A 25,556-nucleotide genomic window follows, 5' to 3' on the forward strand; every position below is an offset into this window, starting at 1 on the left:
GATGGCTCCCATTTCTGTTGACTAGCTCTTTCTACGCCGGTCAGCGACCTGGTTCGGTACGGCTTTTGCGCTTGCGCGCGTCAGCTAAGAACTACAACCAGCCCTCCGCCAGCCCCTACTACCCATCCTCTACTCCTACCTACCATCCATCCTCTTCTCCTACCTACTGCCTGTCAACTGACGTGCTCTCAGCCTTCACGCCTACATCGAAATCCGCCATAGCACCAAGAATGGCGCAATACACCTATTTCGTTGACGTAGGACAAAATGTCCAATCGACAAATTGCTCCTTTTTATTACATTTGAGCCAATTCCAATCTCACGTTTACACCTAAGCGCGTTCCGGCGCGCCCATAGCATGCTTCAATCCAAGGAAATCCGTGGGCCTGCGTGGCTCACAGCTACGGCCCTGATTGCCGCCCTTACAGGCTGCAGCGAGACCGTAGTTCTCAACCCCGCAGGCGATGTCGCCGCTCAGCAAGGCGACCTGGTCATGCTCGCCACCGGGCTGATGCTGATCATCATCATTCCGGTCATTTTGCTGACGTTCTTCTTTGCCTGGAAGTACCGTCAGTCGAACACGGAAGCGGAATACGATCCCGAGTGGCACCATTCGACCAAGCTGGAACTGATCATCTGGACCGTTCCACTGATCATCGTGATCATCCTGGGCGCCATCACCTGGATCAGCACCCACAAGCTCGACCCTTACCGCCCACTGGACCGCATCGATGCCCAGCGCGCGCTGGCCCCCGACGTCAAGCCGCTGGAAGTGGAAGTCGTGGCCATGGATTGGAAGTGGCTGTTCTTCTACCCCGAGCAAGGCATTGCCACGGTGAACGAACTGGCTGCGCCCGTCGACCGCCCCATCCATTTCAAGCTGACATCGACCACCACGATGAACGCCTTCTACGTGCCTGACCTGGCCGGCATGATCTACACCATGCCCGGCATGCAGACCGAGCTGAACGCCGTGATCAACAAGGAAGGTGTCTACAAGGGCATGTCCTCGCATTACAGCGGCGCTGGTTTCTCCGGCATGACGTTCAAGTTCCACGGCCTGAGCAACGAAGGCTTCGAGCAGTGGATTGCCAAGGCCAAGACCGAAGGCAAGACGCTCGATCGCACGAGCTACCTGGATCTGGTCAAGCCCAGCGAACGCAATCCAGTGGAGCGTTTCGGCAAGGTCGACCCCAAGCTCTACCACACGGTTTTGAACCGCTGCGTCGAAGAAGGCCAGATGTGCATGCACACCATGATGGCCATCGACAAGGCAGGCGGCGAGTCCTATGCACGCGCCAAGGGCCTGAACCTTTCGCCTGACATGTGCACGACGGAAGACGCCGCCAAACTGACGGCCGCCCTGGAAGCAGACGCCTCGACCCCAGCGGTTATCCAGCAATAAGCAATTCGGTGGACAGGGTGCGGGCTCAGGCCCGCTACCCCGTCCACCTCACAAGAGACCATTTATGTCTGACCAATTTGATGCAGCGCGACTGATCTTCGGACGGTTGAGCTGGGAATCGATACCCCTGCACGAGCCAATTCTGCTCGTCACCTTTGCTGGCGTGATCTTCGGTGCGCTGGCCGTTCTCTTTCTGCTGACGCGCTACAAGCTCTGGGCGCCGCTGTGGAACGACTGGATCTGCAGTATCGACCACAAGAAGATCGGGATCATGTACATGATCCTGGGCATCGTGATGCTGCTGCGCGGCTTCGCCGACGCGCTGATGATGCGCGCCCAGCAGGCCATGGCCGCCGCGGATGGCGTGGGCTTCCTGCCGCCGCACCATTACGACCAGATTTTCACGGCCCACGGCACCATCATGATCTTCTTCGTGGCCATGGCCATGGTGACGGGTCTGATGAACTACATGGTTCCGCTGCAGATCGGTGCACGCGACGTGGCTTTCCCGTTCCTGAACAACTTCAGCTTCTGGATGACCACGGCCGGTGCCATCTTGGTGATGGTCTCGCTGTTCGTCGGCGAGTTCTCCACTTCGGGCTGGCTGGCTTTGTCCAATCTGGGTCACAACCCTGAAGGCGTGGGGCTGGATTACTACATCTGGGCCTTGCAGATCGCCGGGGTCGGCACGACGCTGTCCGGTATCAACCTGCTGGTGACCATCGTCAAGATGCGCGCGCCCGGCATGACGCTGATGAAGATGCCGGTGTTCGTCTGGACCTCGCTGTGCACCAATGCACTGATCGTGGCCTCGTTCCCCGTGCTGACGGCCACCCTGGTGCTGCTGTCGCTGGACCGCTACCTGGGCACGCACTTCTTCACCAACGACATGGGCGGCAACGCCATGTTGTACGTCAACCTGATCTGGATCTGGGGCCACCCCGAGGTCTACATTCTGATCCTGCCGGCGTTTGGCGTGTTCTCCGAAATCACCGCCACGTTCAGCCGCAAGCGCCTGTTCGGCTACACCTCGATGGTGTATGCCACGGTCGCGATCACCATCCTGTCCTACCTGGTCTGGCTGCACCACTTCTTCACCATGGGCTCCGGCGCCAGCGTGAATTCGTTCTTCGGCATCACGACCATGATCATCTCCATCCCGACCGGGGCGAAGATCTTCAACTGGCTGTTCACCATGTACAAGGGTCGCATCCGCTTCACCGTGCCCATGATGTGGACGGTGGGCTTCATGGCCACCTTCGCCGTCGGCGGCATGACCGGCGTGCTGCTGGCCGTTCCTCCGGCCGACTTCGTGCTGCACAACAGCCTGTTCCTGATTGCTCACTTCCACAACGTGATCATCGGCGGCGTGGTGTTCGGCATGTTTGCCGCCATCAACTACTGGTTCCCCAAGGCCTTTGGCTACAAGCTCGACGAGTTCTGGGGCAAGTGCTCGTTCTGGCTGTGGCTGGTCGGCTTCTGGGTGACTTTCACGCCGCTGTACGTGCTGGGCCTGATGGGTGCCACACGCCGCGTGAACCACTTCGAAGACGCTTCCTACACCATCTGGCTGAACATCTCCATGGTCGGCGTGGTGCTGGTCGCACTGGGTATCGCTGCCTTCCTGATCCAGTTGTACGTCAGCTTCCGCAACCGCGAAGCCCTGCGCGACACCACAGGCGACCCATGGGACGGCCGTACGCTGGAATGGGCCACGGCCTCGCCTACGCCTGACTACAACTTCGCCATGACCCCCAAGGTCTACGAAATTGATGCCTGGTGGGACATGAAGAAGCACGGCTATCAGCGCCCTGTGGCTGGATTCAAGTCCATCCACATGCCCAAGAACACCGGCGCCGGCTTTGTCATCGCCATGGTCGCCACGCTGTTCGGCTTTGCCATGATCTGGCACATGTGGCTGGTCGCTGGCGTGTCGTTCGCGGCCGTGGTGCTGATCTCCATCGTCCATACCTTCAACTACAAGCGCGACTTTTACATTCCAGCATCCGAAGTTGCTGCGACTGAAAATGCCCGCACTGAACTGCTCGCTCGCAATGTCTGAACTCCGCATGAACGCCGGCGCCGCGGGCGCCGTAGCCCCCCGCGACTACCATCTGGCCGAGGAACCCCATCCGGCCAATGGCACGGCCCTGGGCTTCTGGCTCTACCTGATGAGCGATTGCCTCATCTTCTCCGCCCTGTTCGCCACCTATGGCGTGCTGGGACGCAACTACGCGGCCGGCCCGACCGGTGCTGACCTGTTCGACCTGCCGCTGGTGGCGATGAACACGGCTTTCCTGCTGTTCTCGTCGATCACGTTCGGCTTTGCCATGCTGAAGAAGCAACAGAACAAGGTCAACGCGACCCTGGGCTGGCTGGCCGTGACCGGCGTGCTGGGCCTGTGCTTTCTGGGCCTGGAACTCTATGAGTTCCACCACCTGATCCACCAGGGCGCGGGCCCTGGCCGCAGCGCTTTCCTGTCGTCGTTCTTCACCCTGGTGGGAACGCACGGTCTGCACGTGACTTTCGGCCTGATCTGGCTGGTCGTGCTGATGCTGCAGATCAAGAAACACGGCCTGACCCGTGAAAACAACCGTCGCCTGATGTGCCTGTCCATGTTCTGGCACTTCTTGGACGTGATCTGGATCGGCGTCTTCACCTTTGTCTACCTGATGGGAGTGCTGTAATGAGCGCACACGACATCCACGCCGGCGCTGCGCACGACGCGCATGACGACCACGACCACCACGACGGCGCGCCGCACAGCAGTTTCTCGGGCTACATGACCGGCTTCGTGCTGTCCATCATCCTGACGGCCATTCCGTTCTGGCTGGTGATGGCCAAGGTCATCGAAGGCCGCACCACCACCGTGATGATGCTGGGCCTGTTTGCCATCGTGCAAATCCTGGTCCACGTGTACTACTTCCTGCACCTGAACAGCAAGGTCGAAGCCGGCTGGACGCTGGTCTCCACCATCTTCACGGTGATCTTCGTGCTGATCGGCCTGTCCGGAACGCTCTGGGTCATGTACCACATGAACGTCAACATGATGCCTTCGCACGATGTGCCGGTAGCTGTTGTCCAGCACCACGCGTCTTGAACTCCGCAGACGTCAATGCACTGAACGCCGGGCGCACGCGCCCGCGTTCAATCGCCATCAAGGCCATGCTCACGCTGTTGGGCGTGGCTTTGTTCGTTGGTTTCCTGGCTTTGGGCACCTGGCAGGTCGAGCGCCGCGCCTGGAAGCTGGCCCTGATGGAACGCGTCACCGATCGCGTGCGCGCCAAGCCCGTCGCCGCCCCCTCGCCTGCGCAATGGCCTCAAGTCAACGCAGCGCAATACGAATACCTGCCCGTCACCGTCTCCGGACAATGGCTGCCGCAAAAGACCGTACTGGTCCAGGCAGCCACCGAGCTGGGTGCGGGCTTCTGGGTCGTCACGCCTTTGCAGGCCGCGGACGGCAGCCAGACCCTGATCAACCGCGGCTTCATTCCGGCCAGCGAGCGCCAAGCCTGGCTGCCCGCCGCCGGCGCCCCCGCCGACACCCCCGATACCGCGCCCCAGACCGTCACCGGCCTGCTGCGCATGACCGAGCCCGCAGGCGGCTTTCTGCGCGATAACGACCCCGCCAACCAGCGCTGGTACTCGCGCGACGTAGCCGCCATCGCGGCCGCCCAGGGCCTGGAGCAGGCCGCGCCCTACTTCATCGACCAGGGCCTGCCTGCCCGGCCCGGCAGCCCAGCGGCACAGACCTGGCCGCGCCCGGGCATGACGGTGATCAGCTTTCACAACAGCCATCTGGTCTACGCCTTGACCTGGTACGGCCTGGCGCTGATGGTGCTGGTCGCGGCCTATGTCATCGTGCGCTGGGAAAAGCGCCAGGCACGGCTGCCGCACAAGACCCCGTCAGCCGAGTGATTTGCCGGCTGCGGCACAATCGCAGCGGTGACTCGTCCCCTTCGCCCCGCTCTTCCCTCGGACCCGCTTTCCCAGGTAGATCTCACCACCGAACGCAAGAACATGCAGCTGTTGATACAGCTGCGCTGGCTTGCCGTCGTGGGGCAGGTGATCACGATGGCCGTCGTGCATTACGGCCTGGGCATTCCCCTGCCCTTGCCGGAAATGACGGCCGTGCTGATGGCCTTGATCGTCACCAACCTGGGCTATCTGTACTGGTTCAAGTGGCGCCGGCGCAATGTCACCAGCCTGGGCCTGTTCTGCGCCCTGCTGGCCGATGTGGCCGCGCTGGCCGTGCAGCTGTACTTGAGCGGCGGCGCCAGCAACCCCTTCATCTATCTGTTCCTGCTGCAGGCCATCCTGAGCGCCGTGCTGCTGCCGCCCGCCTACACCTGGGTGATCGCGGTCATCACTTCGCTGTGCGCCATCGACCTGGCCGGCTCCTCGCGGCCGCTGGCCGTGCAGCTCGACACCCACAACGGCCTGTCCAGCCTTTACGTGGTCGGCCTGCTGACCTGCTTTTCGCTGACCACGGTGCTGCTGGTGATCTTCATCACGCGCATTGTCGGCAACCTGCGCCGGCGCGATGCCCGCCTGGCCCACATGCGCCAGCGGGCCAGCGAGGAAGAGCACATCGTTCGCATGGGCCTGCTGGCCACGGGCGCCGCGCACGAGCTGGGCACGCCCCTGGCCACCATGTCGGTGATCCTGGGCGACTGGCAGCGCACACCGGAGATCGCCCGGAATCCCGAACTGCTGCAAGACCTCGAGGAAATGCAGCAGCAACTGCTGCGCTGCAAGAGCATTGTCACCAACGTGCTGCTGTCGGCCGGCGAAGCCCGTGCCGATGCACCCAAACCGACCACCCTGTTCCAGTTCATGGACCAGCTCATCGCGCAGTGGCAGCAGACGCAGCGCCCGGCGCGCTTTCGCTACCGCAACGACATCGTGCAGGACCTGGCCATCATTTCCGACACCGCGCTGCAGCAAATGGTCTGCAACGTGCTCGACAACGCGCTTGAATCCTCGCCCGACGAAGTCGATCTGCGGCTGCAGTGCGAAGACAAGCAGCTGGTCATCACCGTCAGCGACCGCGGCGCGGGCTTCGCGCCGGAAATCCTGCGCAACTTCGGCAAGTACCAGCAATCCAACAAGACCGACCGTGCGGGGCGCGGCGTGGGCCTGTTCCTGGTGACGAATGTGGCCCGCTCGCTGGACGGCACGGTGTCGGCGCACAACCGTGACGATGGCGGCGCCCGGGTCCGCATCCAATTTCCGCTGTCGGCCATCACGCTAGGAGAAACAGACCATGGACACACGCCTGCTGCTGCTGGTTGAAGACGATGCGGCATTTGCGCGCACCCTGGCCCGGTCGTTCGAACGGCGCGGCTACCAGGTGCTGCGCGCGGCCAGCGCCGAGGAAGTCGAGTTGCTGCTGCAAAGCCACAAGCCCGGCTATGCGGTGATGGACTTGAAGCTCGCCGGCAATGCCTCGGGGCTCAGTTGCATACAGATGCTGCACCAGCACAATCCGGCGGCGCTGATCGTCGTGCTCACGGGCTATGCCAGCATCGCCACGGCCGTGGAAGCCGTCAAGCTCGGCGCCTGCCACTACCTGGCCAAGCCCTCGAACACCGATGACATCGAAGCCGCTTTCGGGCGCATCGCCGGCACCACCGACGTCGAGCTCACCACCCAGACCAGCTCCATCAAGACGCTGGAGTGGGAGCACATCCACGAAGCCCTGGCCGACGCCGACTTCAACATCTCCGAAGCCGCCCGCCGCCTGGGCATGCACCGCCGCACCCTGGCCCGCAAGCTGGAAAAACGCCAGGTCAAGTAAAAAACACCCCCTGAGCGGCTTCGGCCTAGGCGGCCTCCCCGCTTCCCCCTCTCAACCTTCGGTGGAGGGGGACGACAGCCTCGCTGCGCGGCGGCGCTTGCTCGCTGTCCCCTTGCTGGGGCGCGCCAGTTTCATAGGCTGCGGTGGTGCGAGCGCCAGGGATAACTGATGCCTGTTACGTTTTTTACATGAACATGTAATGGTCGACCAGCAGCGCGGCAAACAGCAAGCTCAAATGCACCAGCGAAAAGCGGAACGTCCGCCAGGCCAGCGCATCGGAGTAGGCGCGGCGCAGGCGCCAGGCGTATGCGCAAAAGCCCGTGCTCAGGATCACGGCCACAACCAGGTACAGCCATGAGCTCATGCCGTACGCAAAAGGCATCATGCAGGCGGCAAACAGCACCAGCGTATAAAGCCAGATCTGCAGGCGCGTGTGTTCGCTGCCGTGCGTGATAGGCAGCATGGGCAGGCCCGACTTGCGGTAGTCCTCGACCCGGTACAACGCCAGGGCCCAGAAATGCGGCGGCGTCCAGAGAAAGATGATCAGGAACAGGATCAGCGCTTCAGGGCCGACCTGGCCGGTCATGGCCGCCCAGCCCAGCACCGGCGGCATGGCGCCCGAAGCGCCACCGATCACAATGTTCTGCGGCGTGCGGGGCTTGAGCACCACGGTGTAGATCACCGCATAGCCGATGAACGTGGCCAGCGTGAGCCACATCGTCAGCGGGTTGGTGCCCAGCCACAGAATGGCCGCGCCCAGGCTGCACAGGATGGCGGAAAACACCAGCGCCTGCGGGCTCGACAATTCGCCGCGCGCCGTGGGCCGCCAGGACGTGCGCTGCATGCGCGCGTCGATGTGCTTCTCCACCAGGCAGTTGAAAGCCGCGGCCGCGGCCGCCACCAGCCAGATGCCCAGGCAGGCCACGGCCATGTGGCGCCACTGCTCCAGCGTGGGCCAGCCGGGAACGGCCAGCACCATGCCGATCAGCGCGCAGAACACAATCAGCTGCACCACCCGCGGCTTGGTCAAGGCGTAGAACTGGGAAATCCGCGAAGCAGATGAAAACGTGGTGTCGGTAGTCATGCGCTTGCAATGGCTTTCTTGGAGAGGGGGTGGCGCAGGTCCTTGCCGGCGCGCGAAGTGGTGCTGGCGGCCAGACTCCAGACCAGCACGCCCACCAGGGCGGCTGCGCCTCCAGTGTGCAGCACGGCGGTAGCCAGCGGCCAGTCCAAAAGAACATTCGACAAGCCAGTCAGCACCTGCAGCACCAGCAGGCCGACCAGGCACAGGCGCTGGCGCGGCAGCACCTGGGCACGGCGCAATGCCAGCACCAGGGCCGCCAAGGCGAGCACCACGACATAGGCCGCGAGCCGATGCAGGTAATGAATGGCCGTCAAGGCTTCAAAAGCGATGTGCGATCCGTCGGACAGCACGCCCAACGGTCGCCAGATTTCAAAGGCCTGCGCAAAATCCATGGCCGGCCACCAGCTGCCCTGGCAGGTCGGGAAGGTGGTGCAGGCCAGCACGGCATAGTTGGTACTGACCCAGCCACCCAGCGCCACCTGCAGCGTCAGCAGCACCAGGCCGCCCACCAGCGCCCAGCGCAGGCGGGGCGACAAGGCTTGGGGGCTGCGATTTTGCACGGCCAGGCCGCGGCCGACCGCCGGCACGCACAGCAGCGCCAGCAGGACCGTGCCGCCGAGCAGATGCAGCGTGACGATGGCCGGAAACAGTTTGTGGGTGACCGTCCACGCGCCGAACGCGCCCTGGATGCAGACCCAGACCAGGCTGGCCGTGGGCCACCAGGGGCTCAGCGCGCCGCGCTGGGGCGTTTTGCGCGCCAGGCGCCAGGTCAGCAGCGTCAGCGCGATGATCAGCACGCCCACGCCTGTCGCCAGGTAGCGGTGCACCATCTCCACCCAGGCTTTGCCATGGGTCACGGGGCCGGTGGGCATGGCCAGCTGCGCCTGGCTGATTTCCAGGTGGGCGCCCAGCGGGCTGGCATTGCCATAGCAGCCAGGCCAGTCGGGGCAGCCCAGACCCGAGTCCGTGAGCCGCGTGAAGGCGCCAAACATCACCAGATCGAAGGTCAGGAACAGGGTGAACACGCCCAGCGCATGCAGGCGCACGGCCGGGCCGTGCTGGCGGTTGCGGCACCAGACCCAGGCCAGCGGGCCCAATGCAATCACGGCACCCATCAGCATCAGTTGCAACAGGGGCGCCAAGTCATAAAGAGGCTGGCTACTGGTCATTACACGCTTTCATGCTCTGCGCCCGGCAGCGCCCCATGGGCCGCCGCCAGGCAGATTGCCAGCATTTCAAGATTGACTGAAATATCTGAAAACTCTCAATAAAAAAATGCCCGCTATGGCCGGTCACCGCAGTCCTGCGCCTGCGGGCAGCATGGGGCAAGGAGAGCCCGCAAGACATTGCGGGGCGGGCAGGGCCGCACGCGCATTGGCGATGGCGACGGGCACAGCCGCGTAATTCTATCGGGGCCTATTCGCCGCCACAGGGGCGCGGCAAGTGACCCTATGGACGATGTGCCCGCGCCAGGGGAATTTGCCCCTACAGTCGGGCCCGCAACAGCCGATATCGAGGGCTTCAAGAAAGCCCCCATGACTTACATCGCCGATATCACCCAAATGTCCGACCTGCCCTTGCAGGCCAATGAACGCGGCTTTGGCTGTTTCTCCTGCGGTCAGCCGCTGGAGACTTCGGCCGTGCGCTATGACGGCAAGGGCGGCAGCGTGCTGCTGCACCTGCGCTGCGCCAACGAAATGGGCCAGCGCCTGATCGTCGACTCCTGGACTCATAGACGCAAGCACGAGCAGGCGCCGAGCTGATCCCGCCGCACGGGCGCCGATAATGGGAACAAGGAATCACCATGCCCACTCTCTCTTGCACATCTTGCCACCAGGCCCTGACCGACAGCGCGGCCCCCTGCCCCCACTGCGGAAAAACCCCAGCCATCGCTGCGCCTGCGCGCAACCGGCTGGTTCCCTGGCTCATCGGACTGCCCGTTGGCGCCTTTGCACTGCTGTTGATTGGCGGCTCCTTGCTGTCCTCGCCAGAGAGCAAGGATCAATGGGTGGCACGCGAAGCCATCAAGGTCTGCAACAAGGAAGTCGCGCGGGCACCGGAAGACCGCAAGCGCCCAGACCTCACGCCCAAGGACTGCGCCGACCTGGAAGCCGCTTTCCGCGCCACATATGGAAGCACCCCCTGAGCGGCTGCGCCGCCTCCCCCTCACAACCTGCGGTGGAGGGGGACGGCACCCTCGCTGCGGGGCGGCCCTTGCTCGGCGCCCCTGGCTTGGGGCGCGCCAGTTTCGCTGGTAGTGGGCATTGCAGGCGTCATTGTGCAGTGGCCGGACATTACTTTCAGACTAAACGCCTTGCTACATGCGGCGGTAATCTGTAACAATCAATCACGACATTCGCATTGCGCGCCCCGCTTCGTCCTTGTGGCGACGTTTGCGCTTGTAGGACAATACTGCGAAACGGTTGCCTTCTACGAAATGCATAGCAAAATGCCTACACAGACCGGCCTCCCGCACGAACGGCCTGCCAGAAGTGGGTAACCATTACCGCCGGTGCTGACCGTACCAGAACGCAGGTCGACCACGCACAGGCATCTGCTTGATTTGCTTTTTACACCCGGAGCCCAGACGCTGGGAGCCCCGTCATGAATATTGTCATCCTCGACGACTACCAAGACGCTGTACGCAAGCTGCATTGCGCCACCCGCCTGGATGCGCTCAATGCCAAGGTGTACACCAACACGGTCAAAGGTCTGGGCCAGCTGTCCGTGCGGCTCAAGGATGCCGACATCATCGTGCTGATACGTGAGCGCACGCCCATCAGCCGCCAGTTGCTGGAGAAGCTGCCCCGGCTGAAACTGATCGCCCAGACCGGCCGCGTGGGCGCCCATGTCGATGTCCAGGCTTGTACCGATCATGGCGTCGCCGTGGCGGAAGGCGTGGGCTCGCCGGTCGCTCCCGCCGAGCTCACCTGGGCCTTGATCATGGCCGCCATGCGCCGCCTGCCCCAGTACATATCCAACCTCAAGCATGGCGCCTGGCAGCAGTCGGGCTTCAAGGCCGCTTCCATGCCGTCCAATTTTGCCCTGGGCAATGTGCTGCGCGGCAAGACGCTGGGCATCTGGGGCTACGGCCGCATCGGCCAGTTGGTGGCCAGCTACGGCCGGGCCTTTGGCATGAGCGTGCGCATCTGGGGGCGGGAGACTTCGCGCGCCCAGGCACTGGCCGACGGCTACCAGGCCGCCAACACGCGCGAGGAGTTTTTCTCGCAGTGCGATGTGATCAGCCTGCACCTGCGCCTGAACGAGGCCACCGAGCACATGGTCAGTCTGGACGATTTGTCGCAGATGAAACCCACGGCCTTGCTGGTCAACACATCGCGCGCCGAACTCATCGCGCCCGATGCGCTGGTCGCGGCTTTGCAGCGCGGCCGCCCGGGCATGGCCGCCGTGGACGTCTTCGAAAGCGAGCCGATACTGCAAGGCCATGCCTTGCTGCGCATGGAAAACTGCATTTGCACGCCGCACCTGGGCTACGTGGAGCAGGACAGCTATGAGCTGTATTTTGGCGCGGCGTTCGACAACGTCGTCAACTTCATCCGCCACACGCCCACGCACATCGTCAACCCCGACTACCACCTGGCAGCCGCCGGGCGCTAGCCCGGCCAGGCATCAACGTGGCGCGGACTGTTCCAGCTCCTGCGCCACGGCGTCATGCACCGTCTGGCGCACCACCGACTCCAGCTCTTCCTGCAGGCGCAGCGTGATCGAGCGTGTCTGCTCCTGCACCACCTGGGCGATGCAGGCCTGCAGCCGCTGGTCGAGCGCCAGTTCCACCCGCTGCAGCAAACGCTGCACCAACTGTTCTTCGACCACGGCCATATCGGCGGCCGTGGGCACGGCCGGGGCTTCGAAAAGCACGGCCGGGGCCGCCTCCAGCGGCGCGGCAGCAGGCAGCTCGGGAGCCGCCTGCGCCACCCAGGCCTCAGGGGCCACCGGCTCCAGGCCGGTGACGACTTCGGTCAGCGTGGGAACATAGCGCGGCGGCACTTTGGCTTGCGGCGAGTCCATCGTCATCCTTTCAGCACCAGATCATGGCGCACGATGGTCAGGCCCAGCCCCGCATAGTGCTTCCAGCGCAGCCGGGCCTGGGCCCGGTCCTGCTCATCGTGCGCACTCACCACTTCCACCACGCGGGCAAAAGCAGCGAAATGCGCGGGCACGCTGTCCCACAGGTTGAGCAGCACGTCCTGGTGCGGTGCGCAGCGCTCGTCCTGCACCAGCACCACGGGCGAAGCCGCGAACACCTGTGCGTCATCGCCTTCGCAGGCATGGGCCAGGAAGTCGGTGGGCGGCATCTTCCACAGCATGGCGGACATCGCCTGCGTCACCGCAAGCGGGCCCGTCACCACCACCCGTGCGTCGTTGCGCAAGGCCTTGCGCACGAACCGGCAGACATAAGCCAGCTTGTCCGGCGCATTGAAGTGAAACGCAACTTCGGTCATGGCAGACAGCGAGCGTTCAAAGCAGCGGCCCGGTGGCAGCCTTGGGGGCCTTGGCCGAAGCCGGAGCTCCAGGGGCATTCACTGCCGGCGCCGTTTCAGCCGTTGCAACCGGCTTGGCCACCTTGGCAGGCTTGTCGGCCTTGACGGTTTTTTCCGCCTTCACCGGCTTGGCCGCCTTGACCGCTTTGGCCTTGACGGGCGCTGCCTTGGCGGCGTCCAGCAGGTAGTGCACCAGCAAGCCCACGGGACGGCCCGTGGAGCCCTTGGCCGCGCCGCTCTTCCAGGCCGTGCCCGCGATGTCCAGGTGGGCCCATGGCAGGTCGCCCACAAAGCGCTGCAGGAACTTGGCAGCCGTCACGGCGCCACCGGCACGGCCGGCCACATTGCCCACATCGGCAAAATTGCTCTTAAGGCCTTCAGCGTATTCCTCGTCCAGCGGCATGCGCCAGCACAGATCCTGGGCCGCGTCGCCGGCGCTTTGCAAGGCCTGGGCCAGCGCTTCGTCGGTGGAGAACAGGCCGCTGCGCAGTCCGCCCAAAGCCACCACACAGGCGCCCGTGAGCGTGGCGATATCGACCACGGCACGCGGCTTGAAGCGGGCCACATAGGTCAGCGCATCGCACAGCACCAGCCGACCTTCGGCATCGGTGTTGAGGATTTCAATGGTCTGACCGCTCATGCTGGTCACCACATCGCCGGGCTTGACCGCACGGCCGTCGGGCATGTTTTCGCAGGCCGGGATGATGCCCACCACGTTGATCGCCGGACGCAGTTCGGCCAGGGCGCGGAACACGCCCAGCACGCTGGCCGCGCCGCCCATGTCGTATTTCATCTCGTCCATTTCGGCCGCCGGCTTGAGCGAGATGCCGCCGGTGTCGAAAGTGATGCCCTTGCCCACCAGGGCCACGGGCGCGTCGCCCTTGGCGCCGCCCTGGTAGTGCAGCTCGATCAGGCGCAGGGGCTCATGCGAGCCCTGGGCCACGGCCATGAAGGCGCCCATGCCCAGCTTGGCCACTTCGGAAGGTCCATGCACCTTGCATTCGATGCCCGGCAGCTTGCCCAAGGCCTTGGCGGCGTCCGCCAGCAGGCTGGGCGTCGCATGGTTGGCCGGGCGGTTGGCCCATTCGCGCGCCGTGCCCTGGCCCAGCGCCAGCGCCACGCCGCAGTCGAAAGCCGACTGCACGGCGACCTTGGACGGCACGCCCAGCACCAGCTTTTCCAGGCTGCAAGGCTTGGCCGAAGGCTTGGTGGTGGAAAAAACATAGGTCGCATCGGCCGCGGCCTGCACGGCGGCCGTCACGGACGCTGCAGGGACATCAAAACTGAAGCACACTACAGCGCGCTTGAGCGCAGGCGTGTTCAGCGCCGGACCGGCAGCGGCCAAGGCCTTGCGAACCGACCTGGCAGAGCCATCGCCAGCGCCGACAAGCAGGATGCGACGCGCGGCAACGGCTGGCACCTGGTAGAGCGACAATGACTTGCCGGCTTCGGTCTGCAGGTCGCCATGCTTGAGGGCCAGGGCCACCAGCGAGGACAGGGGATCGACAGCCACGGGCAGGGGCTCGGCAACGAGCACCACCAGCAGGTCACATTTTTCGTTGGCAGCCGCCGCAATGGTCAGTGCCTTGAGATCAAAGTTCATAATCGGCGTTTTCCTTTCAGCCAATGTTATTCGATTCATCCATACGCAAAGAGCTGGCCCGCAGCTTTGGCGCCACCTTGGTGGTGCTGGTCACTGTCGTCATGACCATGATGCTGATTCGCACCCTTGGCCAGGCATCCCGCGGCAATGTCAACCCATCCGATGTGATCATGGTGATGGGCTTCACCGTATTGGGCCAGTTGCCCACCATTCTGGGTCTGAGTCTGTTCGTGTCAGTTGTGGGGTCTCTGTCGCGCATGTATCGCGACAGCGAAATGGTCATCTGGTTTGCCAGCGGGCGCGGACTGGTGTCGTTTCTGCCACCCATGCTGCGCTTTGCCTGGCCGGTGGTGGCGGTGATCGCCATCCTGGCCACGCTGGTCTGGCCATGGTCCAACCAGCAGGTGGAGCAGCTCAAGACGCAGTACGCGCAGCGCAGCGACATCGACCGCATCGCACCCGGTGAATTCCAGGAGTCGTCCGACGGCTCGCGGGTGTTCTTCATCGACAAGGAAACGCCCGGTGCCGAGGCGGCGAACAACGTGTTCATCGTCACCAACGACGCGGACACCGAATCGGTGACGTCGGCGCGCAGCGCCCGCCTGGAAGTGCAGAACGGCCGGCGCATGGCCATTCTCAGCGACGGCCAGCGTGTGGAAACGCAGATCAGCAAGCCCGGCGTCAAGATCAGCGAATTCAAGGAATACGGCCTGCAGATCGACGCCAGCACGGCCGCCGCCGAAGAAGAGCAGTCGGCGCGCAGCATGTACACCCACAGGCTGTGGAACGAAGATCAGCCGATCTTTCAGGCGGAACTGGGCTGGCGCCTGGGCCTGCCGCTCGCCGCCTTCAACTTCATCGTGCTGGGTCTGGCCGTGGCCAGCGTCAACCCGCGGGCCGGCAACAGCTCCAGCCTGATGATCGCCCTGTTCGCTTTCATTGTTTACTACAACCTCATGACCTTGGGACAAAGCTGGGTCGGCGCGGGCCGCATCGGCGCGCTGGGCTTCATGGCATTGCTGCATGGCGGCACGCTGCTGAGCGCTTTGGGCGTGCTGCTCGCGCGCCACCACCGCTGGTCGATACGCTCGCTCTGGCAGCCCAAAAACAAGGTCTCTGCCCCATGAAAGTCCTGCGCCGCCTGATCTATCGCGATGCCATTTCCTCCGTGGCCTTCGTGACCCTGGCTTTCCTGGCCCTGTTCTTCTTTTTTGACCTGATCGACGAGCTGCGCTGGGTCGGCCGTACCGGCGGCGAAGTCTACAAGCCTTCGCACGCCCTGCTGTTCGTGCTGCTGAGCCTGCCCAGCCATCTCTACGAGCTGCTGCCCATCACCGTGCTCATCGGCACGATTTACGTGATGGCCCGACTGGCCCAGAGCTCTGAATTCACCATCATGCGCACCAGTGGCATGGGGCCCTGGATGGCCTTGCGCACCCTGCTGGTGCTGGGCTGCGGCTTCGCCGTGCTGACCTTTGCCGTCGGCGACTACATTGCGCCGGCCGCCGAGCGCACGGCGCAACTGATCAAGGCCGCCCAGTTGGGCCGCCTGTCGACGGGCGCCACCGGTGCCTGGCTCAAGGAGCGCCAGGGCGAGCATTCGTTTGCCGTCAACGTGAACTCCCTGGGCAAGGGCGGCGAGCTGACTGGCGTGCGCATTTTCGAGTTCAATGCCCAGGGCCGCATGGCTTCGCAAACCCATGCCGACTCGGCCACGGTGGATGCCGACAAGGATGTCTGGACGCTGCACGATGTGGCGCGCAGCACCTATGTGCAAAAGAACGGCCAGGCCCGGCTCGAACGCATGCAGCAGGAGAGCCTGGACTGGCCTACGCGCATCAGCGCGGAAATGGTCTCGGCCTCGCTGCTCAAGCCCGACCGCATGGCGACCATCGACCTGTTCCAGTACGTGCGGCACCTGGAGTCCAACGGACAATCCGCGCAGAAGTACGAAATCGAGTTCTGGCGCAAAGTCTTCTACCCGCTGAGCTGCCTGGTGATGGTGGTGCTGGCCCTGCCGTTCGCCTATCTGCATTTCCGCTCCGGCGGTATTGCTGCCTACGTGTTCGGCGGCGTGATGGCCGGCATCAGCTTCTTCTTGCTAAACAACGTCTTCGGCTACGCCGGCAATCTGCAGAACTGGTCGCCCATGCTCACGGCTGCCGCGCCCGGCTTCATCTACAGCCTGCTGTCGCTGGGGGCCTTTGCCTGGCTGGTGCTCAGACGATGACCCCGACCGACAACACCACTCCACTCCAAGGCGTGATCCTGCTGGGCCACGGCTCGCGCGATCCGTTGTGGCGCGCGCCGCTGGAAGCCGTGCTGGCGCGCATACAGCAGACGCAGCCGCAGCTGCCTTGCTGCTGCGCCTACCTGGAACTCACCGCTCCCAGCTTTGCAGAGGCCGCCGACCAGTTGATCGCGCAAGGCGTGCGGCAATTGCGCGTCACGCCCATGTTCCTGGGCACGGGCAAGCATGCGCGCGAAGACATTCCACGGCTGGTGGCCGATCTGCGCGCACGGCACCCGGACGTGACGGTCGAAGTCCAGGATTCCGTGGGCGAAGATGCACGCGTCACGGCCTTGCTCGCGCGGATTGCAACAGAGCGGCCTTGAAGCAGCGTTTTTGTGCAGCATAAAGGCTGGATTTCTTAGATGAATACTGCATAATGACAGACATCTTTAGCAGAAATCAGATATGAACCTGCATCAATTCCGCTTCGTTCAAGAAGCCGCGCGCCGCAACCTCAACCTCACCGAGGCCGCGAAAGCCCTGCACACCTCGCAACCCGGGGTCTCCAAGGCCATCATCGAGCTCGAGGAAGAGCTGGGCGTGGACATTTTTGCGCGCCACGGCAAACGCCTCAAGCGCATCACCGAGCCGGGCCAGCATGTGCTGCAAAGCATTGAGCTGATCATGCGGGAAGTCGGCAACCTCAAGCGTATCGGCGAGCAGTTCAGCGCCCAGGACAGCGGCACGCTGAGCATTGCCACCACCCACACCCAGGCGCGCTATGTGCTGCCGCCATCGGTGGCCAAGCTGCGCGAGGCCTATCCCAAAGTCAACATCAGCCTGCACCAGGCCACGCCGGCCGAAGTCGCGCGCATGGTGATCGACGAGGTTGCCGAAATCGGCATGGCCACCGAGTCGCTGGCCGATTACCCCGAGCTCGTGACCCTGCCCTGCTACGAGTGGCAGCATGTGCTGGTCGTACCGCCGGGCCACCCGCTGGCCCACAAGGAACGCATCAGCCTCGACGACATCGCGCACGAGTCGCTGATCACCTACCACCCCTCGTTCACGGGCCGCGGCAGGATCGACCAGGCTTTTGCCACACGCCGCCTGCAGCCGCGTGTCGTGCTCGAAGCCATAGACTCCGACGTGATCAAGACTTATGTGCGCCTGGGCCTGGGCATAGGCATCGTGGCCGAGATGGCCATGCGCGAAGACACGGCCAACGATCTGGTGGTGCGCCCCATGGGCCATTTGTTCGGCCAGAACGTGACCCGCGTGGCCTTCAAGCGCGGCGCCTACATGCGCAACTTCGTCTACAAGTTCGCCGAACTGCTCAGCGACCGCCTGAGCCGTGATCTGGTGATCCGTGCGATGAACGGCCATGTGGCCGATTACGAACTGTAATTCCCACCGCTTCTTCCCCGCCGGCCCGCCCGTGGCCGGCGCTTTCTTGTTTACTTGCTGCACCCATGACCTCTGACACTGCTGCAACGCTTCCCGCCGCCCGCACTCCCACCTTCCCGAGCAAGCTGCCGGCCGTGGGCACCACGATTTTCAGTGTCATGTCGGCACTGGCCGCCGAGCACCAGGCGGTGAACCTGGGCCAGGGCTTCCCCGACTTTGCCTGCGACCCGGCGCTGATAGACGCCGTGCACCAGGCCATGCAGGCCGGCCACAACCAGTACCCGCCCATGCCCGGCGTGCCCGCGCTGCGCCAGGCCGTGTCCCGCAAAATCGCGGCCCAGCACGGCCGCACCTACCATCCCGACAGCGAAATCACCATCACCGCCGGCGCCACCCAGGGCATTCTCACGGCCATCCTGGCCTGCGTGCACCCGGGCGATGAAGTCATCGTGCTCGACCCCTGCTACGACAGCTACATTCCCAACATCCTGCTGGCCGGCGGCGTGCCCGTGCGCGTGCCGCTGACTCCCGGCACGTTCCGGCCCGATTTCGGCAAGATCTCGGCCGCCATCACTGCGCGCACGCGACTGCTGATCATCAACACGCCGCACAACCCCAGCGCCACCGTCTGGTCGGCCGAGGAAATGCGCACGCTGGAAGAGCTGCTCGCACCCACCGATGTGCTCTTGATCAGCGACGAAGTCTACGAACACATGGTGTTCGACGGCGCCGAGCACCAGAGCGCCGCGCGCTTTCCCGGCCTGGCCGCGCGCGCCTTCATCAACTCCAGCTTCGGCAAGACCTTCCACGTCACGGGCTGGAAAGTCGGCAGTGTGGCCGCGCCCGCCGCGCTGACGGCCGAGTTCCGCAAGGTACACCAGTTCAATGTGTTCACGGTGAACACGCCCATGCAGCACGGCCTGGCCAATTACCTCGCCGACCCGCAGCGCTATCTGGGCCTGCCGGCCTTCTACCAGGCCAAGCGCGACCTGTTCCGCGCCGGCCTGGCCGGCTCGCGCCTCAAGCTCATGCCTTGCACCGGCAGCTTCTTCCAGTGCGTGGACATTTCGGCCGTGAGCGACTTGAGCGAAGCCGACTTCTGCCTGTGGCTCACGCGTGAAATCGGCGTGGCCGCCATTCCGCTGTCGGCCTTCTACGGCGACGGCTTCGACCAGCGCGTGGTGCGCTTTTGCTTCGCCAAGGAAGATGCCACGCTGCACGCGGCGCTGGAACGCCTGCGCAAGCTGTAGGTCGCGCCAGGCGCGCCGGCCGGCTTAACTGCCCTGCGACTTCAGGAGCGCGCCGAAGCGGGCGATGCTGTGTGTGACCAGCGCCTGCGCACCGGGCGACCATCGGCCCATGTCGAAGAACCCGTGGATCATGCCAGGGCCGGGAATCAGATCGGCTTGCCCGCCCGCGGCATGCAGCGCCGCGGCGTAGGCCGCGCCCTGGTCGCGCAGCGGATCGAACTCGGCAGTCACGATCACGGCGGGAGGCAAGCCCGTCAGGTCGTCGGCCTGCAGCGGTGCCAGACGCGGATCCATGGGGTTGGCATAGCCGCCCACGTAGTGGTTGTAGAACCAGGCCATGGTCTCCGCTTCGAGGAAGTAACCCTTGGCGTTCTGTTCGGCGCTGGGATACACCGCGGCCACATGATCCACCGCCGGATAGATGAGGAACTGCGCGGCCAGCCTGATGCCCTCGTCGCGCAATTGCTGCGCCACCACGGCGGAAAAATTGCCGCCTGCACTGTCGCCCGCCACGGCCACGGTGGGGCTGCCCCCCAGTTCGCGCGCATGGGCCACGATCCACTTCGCGGCAGCCACGGCGTCTTCAATGCCTGCGGGAAACGGGTGCTCGGGTGCAAGCCGGTAATCCACCGACACCACCACGGCCTGCGCGCTGCGGCAAATTTCGCGGCACATATTGTCGTGCGTTTCCAGATTCCCGATGACGTAGCCACCCCCGTGAAAGTACGCCACGGTGGGAAAGGGGCCCTGGCCTTCAGGCCGGTAGATGCGCGCGGGAATACGGCCCGCGCCACCGGGAACGGTGGTGTCCTGCACGCCGGCCACCGGCACGCGCTGCTCAGGCGTAAGCGAGCCGGCGGTCAGTGCCAGATAGCCGGCGCGGCCTTCTTCGGGCGTGCCTTCGGCAGTGGGTTTCGCTTTGGCGGCGGCCAGCATTTGCAGGGTGCCGGCGAGGTGCGGATCAAGGGCCATGTTCAAAGTCTCCTTCGGGTGGTTCAGCGGTAGCTCAAGGCTTCTTCCTGGGGGGAAACAGCAGGCAGGACGGTGCGCTCCTCGCCATATTCCAGCAACTGCCGCCAGGGCGAGCGGTCGCCCTGGCGTACCAGCCTGTCCTGCGCGCGCAGCATGTAGCCGGCATTGATGTTGTCCGGATCCACCCAGGACAGACGCGGCATGTCGGCGTCTTGCGCGCCCAGCCTGGGCTCGACCACGCCATGGCCGTGCTCACGCATGTGGGCCATCACGCGGCACACCAGGTCGCTGACCAGGTCGGCGCGCAGCGTCCAGCTCCAGCGGAAGTAGCCCTGGGTATAGGCCAGGTTGGGAACGCCCTGCACCATCACCCCGCGCCAGGTCACGTGCTGGGTGAAGTCCACGGGCTTGTCGTCCACGCTGAACGGCACGCCGCCCAGGAACCGCATGTTGAAGCCCGTGGCGGTGACAATGATGTCGGCATCGAGGTGTTCGCCGCTGGTCAGCTGGATCCCTGTGGCGTCGAAGCATTCGATGGTGTCGGTGACCACAGACGCGCGGCCAGCGCGGATGGCGGCGAACAGGTCCCCATCCGGCACCACGGCAATCCGCTGCTGCCAGGGCTTGTAGCGCGGGTTGAAGTGCTTGCCCAGGTCGTAGCCTTCGGGCAGATGGGCGCGGGTCTGCTCGATCAGGAAGGCACGCAGCTCCTCGGGCTGTGCATAGGCCGTTTGCACCACCGCGTCGGTCTTGGCGATGTGGGCGCGGCGCATGATTTCGTGCATCCACGCATCGGGCAGCTGCAGCGGGCGCAGTTGGGCTTCGAGCGGGTGCTCTCGCGGTTCGGCGGAAAAGAACGTGGGCGAGCGCTGCAGCATGGTCACGTGCGCCGCGGCGCCTGCCATGCTGGGAATCAGCGTGGCCGCCGTAGCGCCCGAGCCTATGACCACCACGCGCTTGCCCGAGTAGTCCAGATCCTGCGGCCAGTGCTGCGGGTGCACGATAGGCCCCTGGAAATCCTGCATGCCGGGCCACTGCGGCGTGTACGCCTTGTCGTGGTCATAGTAGCCGGCGCACATCCAGAGAAAGCCCGCGGTGACGCTCAGGGACTCGCCCCTATCGCTGCGCGTGGCCTGCACTGTCCAGCGCTTGTCCTGCGACGACCACTGGGCCGAGGTGACCCTGTGCCCGTAACGGATGTGCGGCATGAGCTCGTTTTCCGCAATCACTTCGGCCAGGTAGGCGCGGATTTCATCGGCCGTGGCGATGGACTGGCCGCGCCAGGGCTTGAAGCCATAGCCATAGGTGTACAAATCACTGTCCGAACGCGCACCGGGATAGCGGTGCGTCCACCAGGTGCCGCCAAAGCCCTCCATGGCTTCGAAAATGGCAAGGCTGCTGCCTGGCAGGCGCTGGCGCAGATGACAGGCCGCGCCCAGGCCAGAAATACCGGCACCGATGATGAGTACGTCGAAGTGCTGTGCCATGCGAGCTGTCTCCTGAAGGTGTGATTCGACCCCATGCTAGGTCTAACCCCCTGACGGCACTTGTGTTTGCACGACAGAATTCTGATGTCGCACGACATACCGTACATACCCTATGCCTGCCGATCTCCCTGCCATGCGCTTTGTCCGCGCCGCCGCGCTCGCGGGCTTCGAGGCGCTGGTGCGCACGCTCGGGGGCGACCCTGCCGCTGTCCTGCGTACCTGCGGCCTGGAGCCGGGCGACCTGGTCGACCCGGAGCGCTACCTGCCCCACCACACCGTGATCCTGGCCATAGAGGAAGCCGCCCGCACGCTGGGTGCGCGCGACTTCGGCCTGCGCCTGTGCGCGCTGCAGGGTGTGGAAACCCTGGGCCTGCTCGGACTGGCCATCCAGACCGCGCCCACCGTGCGCGAAGGGCTCATCCAGGGCGCCAAGTACGTGCACCTCCACAACCCCGCGCTGGGCTTCCTGACTTTCATGGCGCCCGACACCGGGCTGGAGTGCGTGGAAGTGTTCCAGCGCCAGCCGTCCGTGCCCGACACGCCGCAGGCGACTGAGCTCTGCGTGGCCTACCTGTGCCGCCTGGTCGATGTGCTGTCCGAAGGCGCGCTGCGTCCCGCGGCCATCCACCTGCGCCATGCCCCCGTAGGCAGCAGCGCGCAGTACCGCCAGCACCTGGGGCAGTTGCCGCATTTTCACGCCGCATTCGACGGCATTGCCATCGATCCGCTGGCCTGGCGCCAACCCATGCCGGGCCATAACCGGCTGCTGCAGCAATTTGTAGCCCGCTTCCTGCTCGGAGCGTCTTCGGGGCGGGATGCCAGCGCCGCGGACCAGGTCCATAGCGTGCTGCACAACCTGGTGCGCGTGGGCATGGCGAATCTGGCCGCCGTGGCGCGGGCCCTGGGCCTGCACCCACGCACCTTGCAGCGGCGCTTGCAGGCCGAAGGCTCGGTGTTCGAGGACCTGCGTGACAAGGCCCGCAAATCCTGGACCCGCCAACTGCTGGCACAGCCCAGCCTGAGCCTGGGCCAGATTGCGCAACTGCTGGGCTATGCAGATCAGTCCGTGCTCACCCGCGCCTGCCAGCGCTGGTTTGGCGCCACGCCCCGGCAACTGCGCCGACGGCCCCCGGCGCCGCTGTAAGCCTTCGCTCAATCGCAAGATGCGGCAGCTCCCCCTACGCCGATCTTCGGTCGGCGCCGTGGTACGCTTTTGCTCTACGCTTCCTGGGCCTGTCGCGCCCGCTTCGCCCCTCTCTTCGAAAGCCGTCGTCCCATGGATCTGGACCTGCAGGCCACCGCCACCGCAATTTCTCCCACACCCCGCGATGCGGACTCCATCGCCCTTGAACTGATCGCCCGCGGCAAGGCGCAGCTGGACCAGGATGCCTTCGCCGAGGCCTTGCACAGCTTTGTGCAGGCCCAGGCCAGCCTGGCGGAGCATGCCCCGGCAGGCCTGCACATCCAGTGCGGCAACGGCCAGATGGGAGCCTTGCACGGCCTGGGGCGCTCGCCCGAAGCGCTGGCCATGGCGGATGCTCTGATCCGGCGCCATGGCGACGACGCCACGCTGACCACGCGCCAACAGTTGATCAAGATTTTTTTCCGCCAGTCCTACATCTTCGATGAACTGAAACAGCCCGAAGCCGAGATGGCGGTGTTCGATGCCATGGAGCAGCGCTATGGCAACGACTTCGACCCCGAAGTCCGCGAACGCCTGGCATCCGCGCTGTTCAACCGCGCCATCTCCCTCAACTGGCTGCAGCGCATAGACGACGAAATCGCCTCCCACGCCGCGTTCGTCCGACGCTTTGGCCAGGATACGGACCTCAGCATCCAGCAGATGTGCGCGCAAAGCCTGCTGGACTGGGGCAATCGCCTGGACTGGCAGGATCATCTCCAGGCCGCGCTGGACGTGTACAGCCAACTGGTACGCAGCGTGGGCGAGCACAGCGACGACGAGCTGCGCCGCCTGACCGCCCAGGCCTTGTACAACAGCGGCGACGTGCTGGCCCAGATGCAGCGCATGGACGAGGAAATGGCGGTCTGCGCGGATATCGCGCGGCGCTACGCATCGGACGATGCGCCCGTGCTGCGCCAACTGGTGGCACGGGCCCTGATCAAGTGCGGGGCACAGTTGATCAAGCTGGAGCGGCTGGAAGAAGCCCTGGCCGCCTACGAGCAGGTGGTGCAGGCCTACGGCCAGGACCCCAGCCCCGAGCTGCGCATGCAGGTGGCACGGGCCCAGCTGAGCAAAGGCCTGAACCTGGGCATGCAGGGCCGCATCGAAGAGGAAGTCGCGGCCTACGCCGTGCTGGCCCGGCGCTTCTCGCCCGACGATGCGCCCGAGCTGCAAAACCTCGTGTGCCAGGCGCACAACAACCTGGGCATTCGCCTGGGCAAGCTGGACCGCCTTGAAGACTCGCTGGCCGAGCTGGTCTGCGTGGTCGAGCGCTTTGGCGAGGTCGATTCCTACCCGCTGCGCGAGAAAGTGGCCCATGCGCTGCAGCTGCAAATCCAGCGCCTGAATCAGCTCCACCGCACGGACGAGGCACTGGCCGTCTTTGCCGACATCGAACGCCGTTACGCCGCGGACATCAGCCCCGCCATGCGCCTGCGCGTGGTGGACGCACTGCTGGACAAGGCCAGCATGCTGGCCGCGCTGTTGCGCACGCCAGAGGAAATCGAGACCTACCAGCAGGTGGTGCAGCGCTACGGCCAGGACCCCGACCCCGCGATGCGCGAATTCGTGGCCCGCACCCTGTTCTTCATGGCCATCACCCACGGCCAGCAAGACCGCCCCGAACAGGAACTGGCAGGCTACGCCCAGATCCTGGAACGCTACAGCGGCGATACCTCGTCCACCGTGCGCTACCTCATCGCCCGCTGCTTGCTGATGCAGACCGCCACCTACAACAAACTGCAGCGCCCTGATGAAGCCATCGCCGCCTGCAGCCGGCTGATTGCGGACTACGAAACCGACGCCGCGCCCGAGATGCGCGAAATCGTGGCCCGTGCCCTGTTCCACCTGGCCGTCACTTACGCCCGCCAGGACCGCAGCGAGCTGGAACTGGCCGTCTACACCCGGATCGTGGAACGCTGCGGCGACGATGAATCGCCCGAAATACGCCAGATCACCGCGCGCAGCCTGCTGTTGCAGGCCTCCACCTTCGACAAGCTGGGACGCCCTGCCGCCGCCATCGCCGCCTATGCCGAAGCGGATCGTCGCTACGGCCAGGACGACACCCCCGAGATGCGCGAAATGCTCGCCAGGGGCTTGCTGATGGACGCCATCGTCCTGGGCCAGATGGGCCGGCATGCGCAGGAAATCGCCGCCTACGACCGGCTCATCGCCAGGTACGAGACCGACGCCAGCCCTGTGCTGCGCGAAGTGGTCGCCAAGGCCTTGCTGTACCAGGGCCTGACGCCGCCGCCGCCGGGCCAGGCGCCGCATGCGCTGGCCTGCTATCGCAGCATCTCGCGGCGCTACGGCGACGCCTTGGAGCCCCCGCTGCGCCTGGTGGTCGCCAAGGCCCTCTACTACCAGGCTCGGGAGTTGTTCTGGGAAAGCGCCCCGAAAGAAGGCCGCAAAGCCGCTGGCGAATTGCTGCAGCTTTTCGCAAGACACCCCGCGCCCGAATTGCAGGAGTGGGTGGACAAGGCCCGGACACTGCTGCGGGAGCGGCAGCAGCAGTAGCCCAGGCCTTTCGGCCTGGTACGGCGCAGTCTCGAAGACACCACTGTAGGCGTCTTAGCGACCGCGCGCGTACCGCGGGCCCGCCCTCGAAACTGGCGCAGAATGCGGCCACGCCT

The 25,556-nt window shown here is 64.7% G+C and carries 24 protein-coding genes; 17 read left to right on the top strand and 7 right to left on the bottom strand.

Features of this window, described 5'->3' with window-relative positions; translation table 11 throughout:
- The first annotated feature begins 358 nt into the window (after positions 1–358).
- The 7 genes from cyoA (at position 359) to N0K08_RS15170 (ending at position 7,205) form a co-directional block, all read left to right on the top strand.
- Positions 359–1,405: a ubiquinol oxidase subunit II gene (gene cyoA, locus N0K08_RS15140; protein ID WP_261501222.1), complete on the top strand. Its 1,047-nt coding sequence runs from the start codon at positions 359–361 to the stop codon at positions 1,403–1,405.
- A 64-nt stretch (positions 1,406–1,469) separates the two neighbouring features.
- Positions 1,470–3,467 carry a cytochrome o ubiquinol oxidase subunit I gene (cyoB, locus tag N0K08_RS15145; RefSeq protein ID WP_261501223.1) on the top strand — a complete coding sequence of 666 codons (1,998 nt, stop codon included), beginning with the start codon at positions 1,470–1,472 and terminating at the stop codon, positions 3,465–3,467.
- Positions 3,460–4,092, top strand: a complete 633-nt coding sequence (gene cyoC, locus N0K08_RS15150) for a cytochrome o ubiquinol oxidase subunit III (RefSeq protein ID WP_261501224.1) — start codon at positions 3,460–3,462, stop codon at positions 4,090–4,092. The genes cyoB and cyoC overlap by 8 nt, the downstream gene beginning before the upstream one ends.
- On the top strand, positions 4,092–4,505 hold the full coding sequence (gene cyoD, locus N0K08_RS15155) for a cytochrome o ubiquinol oxidase subunit IV (RefSeq protein WP_261501225.1): 414 nt from the start codon (positions 4,092–4,094) through the stop codon (positions 4,503–4,505). Before cyoC ends, cyoD begins: the two co-directional genes overlap by 1 nt.
- Before the next feature lie 65 nt (positions 4,506–4,570).
- Positions 4,571–5,323 carry an SURF1 family protein gene (locus tag N0K08_RS15160; RefSeq protein ID WP_261501540.1) on the top strand — a complete coding sequence of 251 codons (753 nt, stop codon included), beginning with the start codon at positions 4,571–4,573 and terminating at the stop codon, positions 5,321–5,323.
- A 102-nt stretch (positions 5,324–5,425) separates the two neighbouring features.
- Complete coding sequence (locus N0K08_RS15165; protein WP_408642965.1) at positions 5,426–6,700, top strand: ATP-binding protein; 1,275 nt, start codon at positions 5,426–5,428, stop codon at positions 6,698–6,700.
- Positions 6,672–7,205 carry a response regulator transcription factor gene (locus N0K08_RS15170; RefSeq protein WP_261501227.1) on the top strand — a complete coding sequence of 178 codons (534 nt, stop codon included), beginning with the start codon at positions 6,672–6,674 and terminating at the stop codon, positions 7,203–7,205. Before N0K08_RS15165 ends, N0K08_RS15170 begins: the two co-directional genes overlap by 29 nt.
- A gap of 184 nt (positions 7,206–7,389) precedes the next feature.
- Here N0K08_RS15170 and cyoE read toward each other — a convergent pair whose 3' ends face one another.
- Together cyoE and N0K08_RS15180 are read right to left on the bottom strand one after the other, a co-directional pair.
- Positions 7,390–8,289 carry a heme o synthase gene (gene cyoE, locus N0K08_RS15175; protein WP_261501228.1) on the bottom strand — a complete coding sequence of 300 codons (900 nt, stop codon included), beginning with the start codon at positions 8,287–8,289 and terminating at the stop codon, positions 7,390–7,392.
- Positions 8,286–9,458: a COX15/CtaA family protein gene (locus N0K08_RS15180; RefSeq protein WP_261501229.1), complete on the bottom strand. Its 1,173-nt coding sequence runs from the start codon at positions 9,456–9,458 to the stop codon at positions 8,286–8,288. The genes cyoE and N0K08_RS15180 overlap by 4 nt, the downstream gene beginning before the upstream one ends.
- A 366-nt stretch (positions 9,459–9,824) precedes the next feature.
- Between N0K08_RS15180 and N0K08_RS15185 the strand changes: the two genes are divergently transcribed.
- From N0K08_RS15185 to N0K08_RS15195, 3 genes are all read left to right on the top strand, one after another.
- Positions 9,825–10,052, top strand: a complete 228-nt coding sequence (locus N0K08_RS15185; protein WP_261501230.1) for a hypothetical protein — start codon at positions 9,825–9,827, stop codon at positions 10,050–10,052.
- Positions 10,053–10,093: 41 nt separating this feature from the next.
- Positions 10,094–10,435, top strand: coding sequence for a hypothetical protein (locus N0K08_RS15190; RefSeq protein WP_261501231.1), 342 nt, complete (start codon positions 10,094–10,096; stop codon positions 10,433–10,435).
- A 458-nt stretch (positions 10,436–10,893) separates the two neighbouring features.
- Positions 10,894–11,907, top strand: coding sequence for a D-2-hydroxyacid dehydrogenase family protein (locus tag N0K08_RS15195; protein WP_261501232.1), 1,014 nt, complete (start codon positions 10,894–10,896; stop codon positions 11,905–11,907).
- A 12-nt stretch (positions 11,908–11,919) separates the two neighbouring features.
- On the opposite strand, the gene N0K08_RS15200 is transcribed toward N0K08_RS15195, so the two are convergent.
- The 3 genes from N0K08_RS15200 to N0K08_RS15210 are packed head-to-tail and all read right to left on the bottom strand — an operon-like array spanning position 11,920 to position 14,394.
- Positions 11,920–12,318 carry a hypothetical protein gene (locus tag N0K08_RS15200; RefSeq protein ID WP_261501233.1) on the bottom strand — a complete coding sequence of 133 codons (399 nt, stop codon included), beginning with the start codon at positions 12,316–12,318 and terminating at the stop codon, positions 11,920–11,922.
- Positions 12,319–12,320: 2 nt separating this feature from the next.
- A complete protein-coding gene (locus N0K08_RS15205; protein WP_261501234.1) occupies positions 12,321–12,752 on the bottom strand; it encodes a DNA polymerase III subunit chi in 432 nt (143 codons plus the stop codon).
- 16 nt (positions 12,753–12,768) lie between these two features.
- A complete protein-coding gene (locus N0K08_RS15210) occupies positions 12,769–14,394 on the bottom strand; it encodes a leucyl aminopeptidase (RefSeq protein WP_261501235.1) in 1,626 nt (541 codons plus the stop codon).
- A 23-nt stretch (positions 14,395–14,417) separates the two neighbouring features.
- Here N0K08_RS15210 and lptF point away from each other — a divergent pair, with 23 nt between their 5' ends.
- The 5 genes from lptF to N0K08_RS15235 all read left to right on the top strand — a co-directional run bounded on the left by lptF (position 14,418) and on the right by N0K08_RS15235 (position 19,284).
- Entirely contained in the window at positions 14,418–15,521 is a 1,104-nt protein-coding gene (gene lptF / locus N0K08_RS15215) for an LPS export ABC transporter permease LptF (protein ID WP_261501236.1), read from the top strand.
- Positions 15,518–16,624, top strand: a complete 1,107-nt coding sequence (lptG, locus tag N0K08_RS15220) for an LPS export ABC transporter permease LptG (protein WP_261501237.1) — start codon at positions 15,518–15,520, stop codon at positions 16,622–16,624. The genes lptF and lptG overlap by 4 nt, the downstream gene beginning before the upstream one ends.
- Positions 16,621–17,010, top strand: coding sequence for a sirohydrochlorin chelatase (locus N0K08_RS15225; protein ID WP_261501238.1), 390 nt, complete (start codon positions 16,621–16,623; stop codon positions 17,008–17,010). The genes lptG and N0K08_RS15225 overlap by 4 nt, the downstream gene beginning before the upstream one ends.
- An 82-nt stretch (positions 17,011–17,092) precedes the next feature.
- The gene (locus N0K08_RS15230) at positions 17,093–18,034 is read left to right on the top strand and encodes a CysB family HTH-type transcriptional regulator (protein WP_261501239.1); all 942 of its coding nucleotides are present in this window, start codon (positions 17,093–17,095) and stop codon (positions 18,032–18,034) included.
- A gap of 65 nt (positions 18,035–18,099) precedes the next feature.
- Positions 18,100–19,284 carry a pyridoxal phosphate-dependent aminotransferase gene (locus N0K08_RS15235; RefSeq protein WP_261501240.1) on the top strand — a complete coding sequence of 395 codons (1,185 nt, stop codon included), beginning with the start codon at positions 18,100–18,102 and terminating at the stop codon, positions 19,282–19,284.
- 24 nt (positions 19,285–19,308) lie between these two features.
- Here the strand turns inward: N0K08_RS15235 and N0K08_RS15240 are convergent, their stop codons facing one another.
- Both N0K08_RS15240 and N0K08_RS15245 read right to left on the bottom strand, forming a co-directional pair.
- Positions 19,309–20,256: an alpha/beta hydrolase gene (locus N0K08_RS15240; protein ID WP_261501241.1), complete on the bottom strand. Its 948-nt coding sequence runs from the start codon at positions 20,254–20,256 to the stop codon at positions 19,309–19,311.
- 23 nt (positions 20,257–20,279) lie between these two features.
- A complete protein-coding gene (locus N0K08_RS15245) occupies positions 20,280–21,743 on the bottom strand; it encodes a flavin-containing monooxygenase (RefSeq protein WP_261501242.1) in 1,464 nt (487 codons plus the stop codon).
- 112 nt (positions 21,744–21,855) lie between these two features.
- On the opposite strand from N0K08_RS15245, the gene N0K08_RS15250 reads away from it, so the two are divergent.
- A complete protein-coding gene (locus N0K08_RS15250) occupies positions 21,856–22,887 on the top strand; it encodes an AraC family transcriptional regulator (RefSeq protein ID WP_261501243.1) in 1,032 nt (343 codons plus the stop codon).
- Positions 22,888–23,019: 132 nt separating this feature from the next.
- On the top strand, positions 23,020–25,440 hold the full coding sequence (locus tag N0K08_RS15255) for a tetratricopeptide repeat protein (protein WP_261501244.1): 2,421 nt from the start codon (positions 23,020–23,022) through the stop codon (positions 25,438–25,440).
- Positions 25,441–25,556 lie beyond the last annotated feature (116 nt).

The organism is Acidovorax bellezanensis (assembly GCF_025421555.1).
GTDB lineage: Bacteria > Pseudomonadota > Gammaproteobacteria > Burkholderiales > Burkholderiaceae_C > Comamonas > Comamonas bellezanensis.

What these genes read in the sequence shown, in the direction of transcription:
- cyoA (WP_261501222.1), top strand. Translation starts at nt 359, where the DNA reads ATGCTTCAATCCAAGGAAATCCGTGGGCCTGCGTGGCTCACAGCTACG.
- cyoB (WP_261501223.1), top strand. Translation starts at nt 1,470, where the DNA reads ATGTCTGACCAATTTGATGCAGCGCGACTGATCTTCGGACGGTTGAGC.
- cyoC (WP_261501224.1), top strand. Translation starts at nt 3,460, where the DNA reads ATGTCTGAACTCCGCATGAACGCCGGCGCCGCGGGCGCCGTAGCCCCC.
- cyoD (WP_261501225.1), top strand. Translation starts at nt 4,092, where the DNA reads ATGAGCGCACACGACATCCACGCCGGCGCTGCGCACGACGCGCATGAC.
- N0K08_RS15160 (WP_261501540.1), top strand. Translation starts at nt 4,571, where the DNA reads ATGCTCACGCTGTTGGGCGTGGCTTTGTTCGTTGGTTTCCTGGCTTTG.
- N0K08_RS15165 (WP_408642965.1), top strand. Translation starts at nt 5,426, where the DNA reads ATGCAGCTGTTGATACAGCTGCGCTGGCTTGCCGTCGTGGGGCAGGTG.
- N0K08_RS15170 (WP_261501227.1), top strand. Translation starts at nt 6,672, where the DNA reads ATGGACACACGCCTGCTGCTGCTGGTTGAAGACGATGCGGCATTTGCG.
- cyoE (WP_261501228.1), bottom strand. Translation starts at nt 8,289, where the DNA reads ATGACTACCGACACCACGTTTTCATCTGCTTCGCGGATTTCCCAGTTC.
- N0K08_RS15180 (WP_261501229.1), bottom strand. Translation starts at nt 9,458, where the DNA reads ATGACCAGTAGCCAGCCTCTTTATGACTTGGCGCCCCTGTTGCAACTG.
- N0K08_RS15185 (WP_261501230.1), top strand. Translation starts at nt 9,825, where the DNA reads ATGACTTACATCGCCGATATCACCCAAATGTCCGACCTGCCCTTGCAG.
- N0K08_RS15190 (WP_261501231.1), top strand. Translation starts at nt 10,094, where the DNA reads ATGCCCACTCTCTCTTGCACATCTTGCCACCAGGCCCTGACCGACAGC.
- N0K08_RS15195 (WP_261501232.1), top strand. Translation starts at nt 10,894, where the DNA reads ATGAATATTGTCATCCTCGACGACTACCAAGACGCTGTACGCAAGCTG.
- N0K08_RS15200 (WP_261501233.1), bottom strand. Translation starts at nt 12,318, where the DNA reads ATGGACTCGCCGCAAGCCAAAGTGCCGCCGCGCTATGTTCCCACGCTG.
- N0K08_RS15205 (WP_261501234.1), bottom strand. Translation starts at nt 12,752, where the DNA reads ATGACCGAAGTTGCGTTTCACTTCAATGCGCCGGACAAGCTGGCTTAT.
- N0K08_RS15210 (WP_261501235.1), bottom strand. Translation starts at nt 14,394, where the DNA reads ATGAACTTTGATCTCAAGGCACTGACCATTGCGGCGGCTGCCAACGAA.
- lptF (WP_261501236.1), top strand. Translation starts at nt 14,418, where the DNA reads ATGTTATTCGATTCATCCATACGCAAAGAGCTGGCCCGCAGCTTTGGC.
- lptG (WP_261501237.1), top strand. Translation starts at nt 15,518, where the DNA reads ATGAAAGTCCTGCGCCGCCTGATCTATCGCGATGCCATTTCCTCCGTG.
- N0K08_RS15225 (WP_261501238.1), top strand. Translation starts at nt 16,621, where the DNA reads ATGACCCCGACCGACAACACCACTCCACTCCAAGGCGTGATCCTGCTG.
- N0K08_RS15230 (WP_261501239.1), top strand. Translation starts at nt 17,093, where the DNA reads ATGAACCTGCATCAATTCCGCTTCGTTCAAGAAGCCGCGCGCCGCAAC.
- N0K08_RS15235 (WP_261501240.1), top strand. Translation starts at nt 18,100, where the DNA reads ATGACCTCTGACACTGCTGCAACGCTTCCCGCCGCCCGCACTCCCACC.
- N0K08_RS15240 (WP_261501241.1), bottom strand. Translation starts at nt 20,256, where the DNA reads ATGGCCCTTGATCCGCACCTCGCCGGCACCCTGCAAATGCTGGCCGCC.
- N0K08_RS15245 (WP_261501242.1), bottom strand. Translation starts at nt 21,743, where the DNA reads ATGGCACAGCACTTCGACGTACTCATCATCGGTGCCGGTATTTCTGGC.
- N0K08_RS15250 (WP_261501243.1), top strand. Translation starts at nt 21,856, where the DNA reads ATGCCTGCCGATCTCCCTGCCATGCGCTTTGTCCGCGCCGCCGCGCTC.
- N0K08_RS15255 (WP_261501244.1), top strand. Translation starts at nt 23,020, where the DNA reads ATGGATCTGGACCTGCAGGCCACCGCCACCGCAATTTCTCCCACACCC.